This is a genomic window from Tolypothrix campylonemoides VB511288_2 (genome assembly GCF_045999855.1).
GTDB classification, from domain to species: domain Bacteria; phylum Cyanobacteriota; class Cyanobacteriia; order Cyanobacteriales; family Nostocaceae; genus Scytonema; species Scytonema bouteillei_A.
The window spans coordinates 154,198-167,239 of the sequence record NZ_JBFPMW010000004.1; the positions used below are offsets into that span (position 1 = coordinate 154,198).

Sequence of the window (13,042 nt, forward strand, 5' to 3'; positions counted from 1 at the left end):
CGACTAACCCTTATCTTCTTGGTGTAGCATCACCAAATTTAATCAAAAGAGCAATAACAAGACTCACAACCAAAATAATTGTCGTACTTAAAGCAGAACCAAATCCCCAATTTTGAGTGGGACCGAGGAACTGATTGTAGACTAGCCGTGCTGCTGTCATGCTAGAAGCTCCGCCCAGTAATTCTGGATTGATGAAATCACCGAATGCAGTGATAAATACGAGAAAAGAACTCGCAGCAATTCCAGTTAAAGTTTGAGGAACTGTGATTTTCAAAAAGGTTTGTATGGGATTTGCTCCTAAATCGGCGGCTGCTTCTAATAAACGTTTATCTAATTTTTCTAGGGCTGCATATAAAATTAAAACCATGTAGGGTAATAAGCTATAGCTCATACCAATTAGCACTGCAGGATTGCGGTTAAGTATATCTATAGTGGGTAAACCTATAGTACTCAGTATGCTGTTGAGTAATCCAGTGGGACGGAGAATTGTAATCCAAGCATAAGAGCGAAGCAGGGAAGAAGTCCATAAAGGTAAAACAAAACCAATGAGCAGCAAGTTGCGCCAGCGAGACGGTGCGATCTGAGCAATCCAATACGCAACAGGAAAACCAAAGATCAAACAAATAATTGTGGACTTTATAGCCAAATCAAGCGATCGCACCATAACTTGCAGGTACAGGGGATCGAGTATTCGGATGTAGTTGTAGAGATTTCGAGGGTTGACTATTTCTCCAGGTCTGATATTTGGTACTAAACTTAACTCAAAAATAATAAGTGTTGGCAGTACTAACAAAAGCAACAACCAAAGTCCAGATGGTGCAAGCAGTATCAATGGTTGTAGGAAGTCCAACCAAGGACGACGAAATTTTGGGGCTTTGGCAATTTGATTTGAGGTTTGAGTGGTCACAAGCCGATCGACAATTTTTCACGAACTTATTTAGTTTAGTCTGGAAGTCAGAAAATAGAGCTACTTGCAGTGCAAGGAAAAGATCCGATAGCTCACCCACCGTGTAAGGTAATCCAACTTTCATTAAAAATTAATTCATAAATACGATTGTGAACTTTTAAGCAACCCCGTTGCTTGATCGCTAGCCCTGACAAGATTAATTCCTTTTCCTCCGGGCTGTCCACTGAAGCAACCGTTCCAGAGTGTAGAATTTGTCGATAAAGTGCTAGAAGGCGCAGAGTGTTTTGCTTGCTGTTAAGAATGCGATCGCGAATTGTTCTTAAATGTTCTGGTTCATCCTGAGATTCCCAATTCTCTATCACCTGAGTTCGCACCAAAGTTTCTATCCATTGCGCTTCTTGATTGGTGGGAACGCAAGAGCAAGAAGAACGGATCAGATGACAAATCTTTTGCGTGAGGAAAGGTTGACCGTTTGTCCATGCTAGCAATTCTTTTAAAAGAACTTGCGGATTGCTAACTTTCTCCGCAAGTCCTTGTAATAAAGGTTGGGCTTCATGCTCCTGAAAACCATTGAGTTGAATTGCTTGACCAATATTAAAGGGGGTTCGTTGGGGATCGCTCAGCAAATCAGAGGGAGTTGCAACTCCAAATAAAGCAAAGGTTAATCTTTTATACTTGGCATTAATGCTGCGTTGGTTGTAGCAAAAGCGAATTAGAGCAAAAAAGTCATTGACTGGAAAATTTAAACCCAAAACAGTATCAATTTCATCTATAAAAATAAAAATATGCTTGCTTTGAACTTGAGATAATACGATCTCCTCTATAAACCGACTCAAGCACTGAAAGGGTGACAAATCCTGTTGCTCTTTCCACCAAGCTTTTAAATTTACTTTTCCCATCAAATCAAAATTTTGCCACAACTCCACCGCCAATCCCTTGTACCATTGAACTGGAGTGACTTCTTCTACGCCAAGTCGAGTAATGTCAATTGCCGCACAAGCAAAACCTTCAGTTTGCAAGCGGTTCAGCATGCGTACCATAAGGCTTGACTTACCCATTTGCCGGGTGTTCAGTATGTAACAAAACTCTCCACGTTTTAACGCTTTATAAAGATAGCGATCTGAAGAACGTACCACATAAGTGGGAGCATCCATTGGCAAACTACCGCCAACTTGATAATCAAAACCTGAGGTATCCTCCGTACTTCTTAATAAAGCATTTTCAAATTCAAGTTCAGCTTGAGTAGCTTTCAAAATTTCCAATGTTTGAGAAAGTTCTCTTGTGCGCTCTTCCACTTTTTGTTCTAAAGTCCGATTAGACTCTGCTAAGGCATCTTTAGCCTTTTGCAAAGCGATATTATTCAGCGCAAGTTCTTGAGTAAATCGAGATCGTTCTGCTTCTGCTTGTTGGCGTTGGGTGATGTCAGTGAAGGCAGCAATAGCATAAACAACTTCACCTTTTTCGTTATAAATTGGAGTTGCGGCTACTTCTAGAGGAATAATGTTATCTAATTGACGAATTTCAAGATCGTCAACAGTTGTGGTTTCACCGTTGAGCGCTCGAATAATGGGCTGTTGTTCTGTGGGGTATAGTTGTTCGGTTCCAGCAAGGTAAGCGTTGTATATTTGAGGTAGTTGAGGTGTTTTGGTTGTAACTTCAACTCCTTTCCCCAAAATTCTTTGGGCAGTTTGATTGGCGTAGTAAGGCTGTCCGGTGGCATCAATCACAAATATACCGACCGCGACAGCTTCTAAAAATTGAGCTAGCCTCCCCTCACTTTCACGCAAGGCAACTTCTACTCGCTGACGTTCTACAACTTCGGCTTGCAGGCGAGTTAATAGTTCTGCTTGGGCTTTTTGTGCGAACATTTCTTGTTCTCGCGCTGCTTTCATCCTCTGTACGTGTTGTAGAGTTTTGTTGGTAGTAATTTCTAAATCTTGAAAATTAATTGGCTTTGTCAGGAAGTCAAAAGCCCCTCGGTTCATCGCGGTTCTGATTTTTTCAAGATCCCCATAGGCGGAGATAATAACTGCTTTGACGAGTGGGTACAACTCGCTTAGTTTAGTCAGCAAAGCAAGACCGTCCATTTCTGGCATATAGATATCGGTTAAGACAATATCTATATCTTGTTCTGCTTCCAGTTTTTCTAGTGCTTGCAAACCATTTTGGGCAAAAAATAATTGAAAATTTTTTTCTCGAATTTTTTTTCTAAATACCTGACGAAGTAGGAGTTCTAAATCGGGTTCGTCATCCACAACTAATATTTTTGCTGTCATAATTTTTTCCCAATTGGGATGTTTTATAAACTCAAGATTTTTTCCTTAAGTTTGTTAAATTCAATTGGTTTTGTAATGTAATCATCTGCGCCCAATTTTTTTGCTGCTCGATAATTCTTGTCATCATCATAAGCAGTAATTATAAATACTTTTAGATCGGGAAATCTTTCTTTTATAATTTTGAGTAGTTCTAACCCATTCATTCCAGGCATATTAATATCTGCTAGAACTAGAGATAGACATTTAGTACGATTATTTTGTAATTGCTCTAGTGCTTCTTCTCCTGAGAAAGCAAAATAGAAGGTAATTTGGTTTTGTCTGCTTTCCCTCCTAAATTTTTGCTGAAATAGCAGTTTTACATCTTGTTCGTCGTCTACAATCATTATTTTCATCTATGACTTAAATCATTGACTAAATGAGCAAAATATGTAGAGATTAAAAACTAAGTTTCCTAAACTCTCTTACATTATTTTATGGGGAAACAAAGATTCTGGTCTGCAAAGATCGGGCTAGTGCCAATCTCTTCATAGAAAATGTATAAAAATGCTAAATTATTTGTAAAAAATTTTAAGTAGTGTGGGTATCGGTCATCCTACAAGGTTTTTGGAGGGCTTTATCCATCGTACTTAATTTATCGGTTCTTAGAATAACTTTTAGGTAATACAATAATAAATTTAGTAAAATTATTAACTTCGGATTCTACTTTAATGACCCCTTGATGCTGCTGAACGATAATATCGTGAGCGATAGATAAACCGAGTCCAGTTCCTTCTCCAGGTGGCTTGGTGGTGAAAAAGGGATGAAAGATTCGATCTTGCATTTCTCGGGGAATCCCATCTCCATTATCCTTAATAGTGATTTCAATCACGTCTTCCAAGTCTTGGGTTTTGACGGAAAGGGTAGGGGAAAATGTTTCTCGATCGCTCCTCGATCGTGTTTGAAAGCGTATTGCTTTTTTATGCACTGCGTAACCAGCGTTATTAATTATATTTATCAAAGCACGGCTGATGTTCTGCGGTACTATGTTTAAACGATCGATATTATTATCATAATCAGTCTCAACAGTCATGTAAAAAGATGAATCTTTGGCACGCATTCCGTGATACGCCAAGTTAATTGCTTCTCCTAGCAAAGTGTTCGCATGAGCCATCTGTCGCTCGTCTCCAGTTTGACTGCGAGAGTGCATCAACATTCCACGCACGATATTATCCGCTCTTTTGCCATGCTCGTTAATTTTTTGAGCATTTTGGCTGAGGTCACTTAAAATCTCTTCAATATATTCTTTACTGTCTGGCTCTAATTGGTCTTTTTGCCTTTCAATTTCTGCTAGCAATTCTTGTGTTAACTCTATAGAAAGTTCGGCAAAGTTATTAACAAAGTTTAAAGGATTTTTGATTTCATGAGCAATTCCTGCTGTTAGAGTTCCCAAAGATGCTAATTTCTCTTGAGCAATAATTTGCGCTTGTGTAGCTTTTAATTTTTCCAGTATGCTTGCCAATTCCTGATTTTTTTCTTGTAATTCATGAGTCCTCACTTCTACTTTTTGTTCCAAGGTTCGACTGTAATCTTCTAACTGTTCGTACAAACGAGAATTTTCAATCGAGATAGCTGCTTGGGCAGAAAGAATTTTGAGAATTTCGACACGATCGCTTGTAAAGGCTCCTGTTGTCAGGTTATTTTCCAGATAGAGAATACCATTAAGTTTGCCTTGATAAAGTAGGGGAGTACAAAGAATAGACTTGGGTTGAGTGGCAATCATGTAGCGATCGCGAATAAATTGTCCTCCGTTTGACGCATCATTTAAAATTACGTTTTCTTGAGTGCGAGCAACGTAGTTAATAATCGCAGATGATAACAAGGGAATCTGGCTGTTAGAGTCTACAGAGTCTACAGGAATAGATCTAAGTACAGTCACCTCATCATCATTAACTACCCCCTCAGCTTCAATCAACCAATTACCCTCTTTATCTAGAATTAAGAACCCTTTTTCCGCACCCGCATTTTCAAGAACGGTTTTCATCAAGTTTTGTAGCAATTTACTCAGAACGATTTCGCCCGAAATAGTTTGCGATGCTTTCAAAACAGTGGCTAAATCTAGCACCTCACTAGAAGCTGAAGTACTAGTTGTAGTAGTATTTATCCGAGAGGTTTTGCTGCCAAGTGATGTTGAAACAAGCAATTGAGGGTATTTTTCTTCTAAATCTTCTACTTTACGCTTTGCGCCCCAAAGCTGATAGCCTTGGTAGGCTTTTCTCATATAGAGTTGGGCAAATTCCGCTTTTCCTCGTTCCAACCAAAACTTAGCAGCTAATTCATTCGACAAAGCTTCATTTTGAGTAAATTCGTTTTTTCTTGCAGATTCAATCGCTTGGTCGTATAAATCCATTGCTTGGTGCCACTGACCCGAGAGCCGAGACATTTCCGCAGCCACTAAAATATATTTATGTAAGAAATTCTCCGGACAATTATCAGCCCATTGTTTCATATATTGCTGGTTTATTTCCAGTTGATGCCAGTATTTATTCCGTTCACCTATAGAAGCCTGAGGATACAGAAAAGCTAGGTTTAAGGAGTAGTAAAAATTATGCTCGGCTATTGCGATAGTTCCGGGAATATAATCAACCAATTTTCCTGCTTGTTCTAGATATGTCAAATCAATTGGTCTACCATATAGATAAAGGATTTGAGTCTTCAAAATATAATAAAAGCAGATGGCTGCAAGAGTTTCTCTTTGAGCATCTTCTAAAAAACATTTTTCACTGGTATCTTTTATATCAAAACAAAATTTGTCTTGGGTAAGCCCCATCAAATTTTCCATAAATATTGTGGCACCCAATATACAATTAATTGCCCACTGATTCTGAGTTTCTTGACTAAACTGTAAACTGCGCGAAGCTTCCTTCTGAAGGGAGTTTAAACTTTTACCTTGACAGATAAGATTGTATAAGTTGTATGTCATGGTGTATCCAACCAATTGGAACTCACCAACTTGCAACCCTGCTTCAGCTCCTTCATTATTAACTCTCTCAGAAAATTTGATGTGCTTGAGCCAGTGCATAGTGAAACTGCCATGAACTTGTGTAACTGCGCTCTTGCAAGACCAATCCCTATACTTATCAGAGAGTTTCATCCCAAGAGAGCTGTATTCATAACCCGAGTGATAATCGTGTAAAACATGGGTATTAACTACTCCAAAGAAGCTATAACCCATGGAAGATTTTTCCATGTGTCCGTATTTAATATTGAGATTAACCAGTTTCGCTGCAACAAGATACATCAGCATTGGATCTAAAATCCAAGCAGCAGGAAAGATGCGAGTCAGTATTTTTAAAGCAGATCTTTTTTCCGGGATCTCCATTTCCGGATTGTTAAATAATACAGAGATATCACGCTCGCCTAAATTTTTTCGATATTCTACAAGCTCCGTCTCAAAAGCTGCTTGCAAATTCTGTGTTGGTAGGTCAATTCCCAAAGATTTTAAGGCAATTCGTCCTGTCTCTATTGCCTTACTGTATTCCCCTAATAGGGTACACTGAATAATGCGAAGAAAGTAATATTCCGTGCGATCGAGAGGTGTTTTCGCTTGCTGAATAGCTGTGTCAAGCAAAGATTGAGATTTCTCAAAGTTCCCATTGAGATACTCAACTTCTGCAAGTTCCTTGTACAGATCTAGTGCCATTTCATAGCGATCGTTCCAAATATTGCCCGGAAATTCATTTGCCGCTAAAAGTAAGTATTCTCTAGAAGCAGTATAAGCAGTTGCCTCTTTAGCTTTTTTCCCTGCATGTAAATTGAATTCTGCTAGAGATTCCTTTTCAGCCAAGTTTTCTATCAATTCTCGTCCTTTATTCAGATGATCGACCAAAGTAAAAACTTTTCCTTCTCGCTCTGCTTCACTCATGTTAGCTAGCAAAAGTTTACCGATTTGAAGGTGAACTGCCTTCTTCAGATCGCCATCAATCAGCGCATAAGCCGCCTGCTGCACCCTGTCGTGCAGAAACTTATAATGTTGAATAACGAGTTCCGCTTCAATTGGTATGTCTGAGGTCGTTTCTAGCTCTGAGATAGGCTGAATTAAACCTAATTGGATTGCTGACAGAAGAGATTTGTAAGTTTCGGCAGGTGATTTTTCGTAAATAATTGAGAGTGTTGTGAGGTCGAAACTGTTTCCAACACAAGCTGCTAAACGTAATGCTTTCTGGGTTAATTTTGAGAGTTTCCTCAGCTTGCCGAGCATTAAATCTACCACATTTTCTGTAATGCCTAAAGATTCAATTTGAGAAATATTCCAATACCAGCACTTTTGCTGTCGCTCGAAAGTCAGAAGGCTTTCCTGATATATTGTTTTGAGGAACTCATTAATAAAGAAGGGATTTCCTGAAGTCTTGCGATAGACTAGTTCTGCTAGCGGTTTTACTATTTCTCGATCGCTATGGAGCGTGTCGGCAATCATTTGAGTGATTTCCTCTAGCTTTAAGGGGTTCAGAATAATAGTGTTCACAATTGCCCCTTGCTGTTTCAATCGCTCAATAACTAACATTGTCGGATGATTGGCACTGACTTCGTTATCACGATAAGCACCAAGCAATAGCAAATATCCCAAACAGTTATCGGTCATCATCAGCTCGATAAGCTTGAGACTCGCAGAGTCTGCCCATTGTAAGTCGTCTAGGAAAATCACTAATGGATGCGATCGCTGACAAAAAACCCGGATAAAATTCTGAAAGACTGCATTGAAGCGGTTTTGAGCCTCAGTTGGTTCCAATGGTTGTACGGGAGGCTGTGGTCCAACTATTTGTTCTACCTCAGAAATGACTTCAACAATCACTTGACCGTTAACGCCAAAAGCAGCGAGGAGTTTTTCCCGCCACCTAGCCAGTTGAGCTTCACTTTCAGTTAATAACTGTCGCACTAGAGACTTGAAGGCTGAAACAACTGCGGAATAAGGGATATTGCGCTGAAACTGGTCGAACTTCCCAGATATAAAGTAGCCGCGTTGCTCGGTAATCGGTTTGTAGAGTTCTTGGACTAGTACTGATTTCCCAATTCCAGAATAACCCCCAACTAACACCATTTCACTTTGCTTTCTACCTGTTCTTTGGAATGCCTGTTCCTCAAGTGAATTGGATTCGGCAACATGCTTGTATCTTGAGAGTAAGGTTGCTATTTCAGTGTCTCGACCATAAAGTTTTTGGGAAATTTTGAATCTGTCTGAAATGTCGTAACGAGCAATTGGGAACTCTGAAATTTGCCCAGTTTGCTGTAACTGTATCAGACACTCTTCTAAATCTGCTTTAAGCCCCAACGCACTCTGATACCTCTCCTCAGAAGTTTTGGCTAGTAACTTCATGACAATATTGGAAAGAGTTCGGGGAATTTTTGAATCGACTTCATGGGGAGGAGCAGCTTGCTTGGCGATATGACAATGAATCAACTCTAGAGGATCGTTAGTTTCAAAAGGCAGCCTTTGAGTGAGTATCTTGTAAAAAGTTGCACCCAGTGAGTAAAAATCAGTACTGTAATCGAGCACCCGATTCATTCTACCCGTTTGTTCGGGCGACAGATAAGCTAATGTTCCTTCCAAGACGTTCGGATTTTTTATTGTTGGATTTTCACGGGTAAATACTGTGGATATCCCGAAGTCTATAATCTTCAGTTGTCCGGTTTCTAGGTTAAGAATGATATTAGAAGGATTGATATCTTTGTGAATGATATTAGCAGCATGAATTTGGCTGAGTGTCTCCGCAATCTGAATGGCAATGACGAGAAAGCCTGGAAGTGTAAACTTTTTGGATTGCATCACAAGGTCTAACGATTTGCCCCCAAAATCCTCTAAAATCATTGCCAGCGTGTTTTTATAAGGCAGTAAATTGTAGGCTTTAATCACCCCATCAATTTTTAGAGAACGGGTAATTTCGTACTCCTGCTTGTACCGAGTGAGTTCTGAGGGAGTCGGATAATCTTCCTTGAGAATTTTGAGAATAACGGGTTGAGTGATGGAGTTACAAACAGATCGATAGACTAATGAATTAGCACTTTCGTAAATTTTGGAGATAATTTGGTAGTCGGCAATAGCACTCATTTTTATTATTTTTTCAAAGGATGCACTTTTGATGCTCGACTCAAGTAACGGGTCTGTCGTATTTTATCTTCCTAATTTCTCAAGAAGTAATTAATAATATATTATATCAAATTGTAGTCTCATACACTACATGAAGCAAGTCATCTTCAGATGTATTTGCCCTACCTGCTAAATTCCTGCGAAGTGTGAAGATCTCTTTCTAATTAAGTCGTATCATAATTAAGATAAATACCCATCCGTTTTAAGAAGGCATGGGTTTCTAAGAGCTAATTCATAAAATAAACATTAAGACTCTGTATGTTAATCAATAGGGTCGAGTATTAGTCTAAATTGTAGAATCGAACTGGATTATCCCAAAGAATCTTTTGTACAACTTTTTTAGAAAGTTGATTTTGAAGTGCTACGACTTCTGCAACCACTTTTGGATGATGATCCATGTGGGGGTAGTCTGACCCAAAGATTAAGTTATCTGAACCAAGATATTCGAGAATCTGACTCAGATAAGGTTCTGAAGGCTCCATAGAGATAAAGCATTGACGGCGAAAGTACTCCGAGGGCTTCATTTTTACGTTGTCTGCAACTTCCCAACGAAGATCTTCGTACTCGCGATCGAGCCGCCACAACCAGTAAGGAAGCCAGCCACATCCAGACTCAAGAAATCCAACTCTAAGCTTGGGATGACGTTCTAATACCCCCCCTTCAATCAGCGATAGCAACGCCATCATTTGTTCCATCGGATGAGAGCAAGCATGTAGCGCAAAGCGAGTGTTGAAGCGATCTGCTCCTGCGCTAGGTAAGCGACTGTGAGTGGACTCATGAAGGCTCACAGCAATCCCTAATTCCTCGCACTTTGTCCAAAACGGTTCGTAAGCGCAGTCGCTCAGAACTCTCCGTTTGACAGGATTGGGGCGTAAAAAAACTGATTTCCAGCCAAACTCTGCTATTCTCTGCAATTCCAGCACCATTTCTTCTGGTGCGTGTAAATTGACAACACCTACACCTCGAAGAATTCGTGGATTGTAGCTACAGAAATCACGAAGCCAATTATTGTAAGCACGGACAAATGCACCAGCTAGTTGTGGTGCGATCGTGTCCACAGCAACGATCCATGAGAAGTAAGTCGGATAAATAAACGATATATCAACCCCCATCTGCTGCATAGCTCGCACGTGAGACTCAGCATCAAAGTTGTTCAGCCAAGATAGGGGATACGCTTGAGTCACTTGTTTGGCACCTTCTTGATGGAGCCGATTCGAGTATTTGTTGACAATCTTTTCGCCTGCAAGCGTTAGTTCTGGAGACAGCGCAAAGCTCTTAAACGCGGGTTCGAGGTAATCTTGCCACATGTGGTGCGGCTCATAGACGTGGGAATCTGCATCAATAATTCGATATCCTTCAAGCATGGCGGGGCTGACTAATAAGTAAAGTTACATCCACATGGGTATTGGATTCAGGCACTCTTCTGGTGTCGGTTCTTTCAACCAACCCAATTCTACTGGAACATCATAAAGTCGTCCCGGAGCCAAGCGCTTCCAGAAGTGGCGCATTCCTGGAATTATAACTTTAACAACTTTCAGCCCGATATCAGGACGGGTTTGGTCGAGAACTAGCATTTCCATGCCACGTTGTTCTATAATTTGCTGACAGAGTTTAATATCATCAAGAAAGTTATCGTTTTCTATGTAAGAGTAGTCAAAAGACTTTTTGACAGCAGCATTTTTATCTGGAATTAAATAAGGCTGATTTTCCAGCGTCGCTGTTTTCCACCAATCGAGAACGGGTGGCTCAGCAGAGGTAGCATATTGAGTTATGCCATTGGCATCAGCAGTTAAGACAGCAGGAAGAATTTGGTTCATTTCCGTCAGTGCTCTTTGAACGGCGAGTTTTGGATCGAAGTGAGCACCAAAACCCAATATGATGTCTTTAACCTGGCACTTACTTTTATAACTGATTGCGGCAAAGGCTGGAATATTTAAGTCGCTGGTTATATCAAGAACCCAAAATTCGCGATCGAGGGATTGGTAATAACTTCTTAAGGCTTGAAAATACGGCTCCTCAAAACTCTCTAAATCTACTGCCGCTCTTTGAGTACGATTGTACCACCACAAAGCAACACTATCTCGCTCTACCAATTCCATGAAACCTTGTACGATCGCTTCTTCTAAAGTATTGCCTGCTGCACACCCATTAGTGTCTGCCCAACAGTCTGGCTGAGAAGACATGGGATAGCCAAAATAACAATAAGCGGTTGGCAGATACTTAAAGTCTCGGTAAGTTAATGACCAAACAGGTGTCCATTCAATTTCTCTTTCTTCATCAAACGGTTCGGGAACCCTCTGAAAAAAACTGCCACAATGAGCGTTCCACACCGAGCGTTCATCATATTGAGCTTGGCTGAAGTTCATGCAAGTATTGGGATGGATAGCCTTGTTGTTCATTTTTCGGTAACTGCTCTTAACTCTGATTTCCTCCCCCTGAAAAACGCCAGAGTACCTTTCAATAGCTTCGCAAAAACCACTTGCTCTTGCTTGAGCGTCTGTTCTCCCTTTTCCTGCACTTCTACCTCCAATATTCTTCTCTAAAACACTTAAGTCATCAAACACTGAGGCAAAATGATGCTTGGCAAAATAGGTATGAGTTAAACCCCTAGCATCGAAAGAGAGTTTGCCCAGGTCTCGCACTACTCCTGTAATGGGGCTTATATGGTATCGATACCGTTCCAAGGTTGCTTCTGGCGAAACGCAACGATGTCCGCCATCAGCCGTAAAGGTTTTTTTCCTGTTTCCAAGTATCAAAGGTAAGGGGCTCAAATATTGCTGTTTGAGAATGCCACAGCTATGACACTGAGGACGTTTGATGAGAAAATGGCTCTGTGTTTCTAGTGTAAGAGTATCGTGGGTCACTAATATCCCTTCAAGGCGCTTGTTTTCTGCTTTTACGATCCACTGAAGGATTTGAGTTGCTGCCATTGTTATGGCAGTTTTTAGTGTTGTGGGTAAGTCAGCCAGTGGTGGCGTTAAAGGTGATGAAACACGATCGCGTCTTTGGATAAATCCTTCAACTGGGCGGTTACCTTGCAAACGTTGGGACAGGCATTCCCAACAACCTGTTTTTTCAGGATGAAATATCGGTCCAATCCAGATAACAGTTCCGATTGGTTTAATCGACATCCAAGGACGCGATCGCGCCAAGTTTTTTTGGTTAATTTCGACCAATTCCGGTCGCAAGTAGTCGTCGGTTAAGACAACTTCAAAATCTCCTTCTTTGACAACTTGAATTTGCAGTGACTCGAGAGTAGCAATTAATTCCGATACGGACAGATTTCCCAATGCTTTGACAGTCACTGTAGTTGCTTGTAATCTGCGGCTGACATCTTCAGTTTTGACTTTTAAATGCTCGCAAAATACGGCTATATTTGAAGGTAAAACCTCTTGATGTTCCATGAGATAACCCTTCTGCTCCAATTCCATCAGTGCGTAATAGATGTAGGGCACCGGGAGCTTATCTTGGAGTTGTTGAACAATTTCATCAACAGTTCGACTTCCATCAAGCAAGGGACATAACAATTGATAGAGGCTATCTTGAAGCACAATTGTGTCTCTTTCAGATATGAGGAAGACTCCTTCTGTCTCAACTATTTCGATACGAAAGCAAGTCTTAAACTTCGGTTTTCTAAACATTTTGCCTGATAATTTTTACCTCGTTGTAAGGGTAGCATCCCGTTTTAGCAAATATACCTTCAGAATAGAATTTTGGAGCTACACAAACAAAGTCCAC

The 13,042-nt window shown here is 40.4% G+C and carries 6 protein-coding genes; all 6 read right to left on the reverse strand.

Features of this window, described 5'->3' with window-relative positions; translation table 11 throughout:
• Positions 1-10: 10 nt before the first annotated feature.
• The 6 genes from AB0756_RS13530 to AB0756_RS13555 all read right to left on the reverse strand — a co-directional run bounded on the left by AB0756_RS13530 (position 11) and on the right by AB0756_RS13555 (position 12,945).
• Positions 11-883: an ABC transporter permease gene (locus tag AB0756_RS13530; protein WP_408019871.1), complete on the reverse strand. Its 873-nt coding sequence runs from the start codon at positions 881-883 to the stop codon at positions 11-13.
• A gap of 116 nt (positions 884-999) precedes the next feature.
• Complete coding sequence (locus AB0756_RS13535; protein ID WP_038080723.1) at positions 1,000-3,183, reverse strand: AAA-like domain-containing protein; 2,184 nt, start codon at positions 3,181-3,183, stop codon at positions 1,000-1,002.
• Between the two features lie 23 nt (positions 3,184-3,206).
• Positions 3,207-3,575, reverse strand: coding sequence for a response regulator (locus AB0756_RS13540; RefSeq protein ID WP_038080725.1), 369 nt, complete (start codon positions 3,573-3,575; stop codon positions 3,207-3,209).
• 239 nt (positions 3,576-3,814) lie between these two features.
• Positions 3,815-9,265 (reverse strand): trifunctional serine/threonine-protein kinase/ATP-binding protein/sensor histidine kinase, encoded by a 5,451-nt coding sequence (locus tag AB0756_RS13545; protein WP_038080727.1) that lies wholly within the window; start codon positions 9,263-9,265, stop codon positions 3,815-3,817.
• 320 nt (positions 9,266-9,585) lie between these two features.
• Entirely contained in the window at positions 9,586-10,668 is a 1,083-nt protein-coding gene (locus AB0756_RS13550) for an amidohydrolase family protein (RefSeq protein WP_050046245.1), read from the reverse strand.
• A gap of 24 nt (positions 10,669-10,692) precedes the next feature.
• Entirely contained in the window at positions 10,693-12,945 is a 2,253-nt protein-coding gene (locus tag AB0756_RS13555) for a TOMM precursor leader peptide-binding protein (protein ID WP_038080729.1), read from the reverse strand.
• Positions 12,946-13,042: the final 97 nt, after the last annotated feature.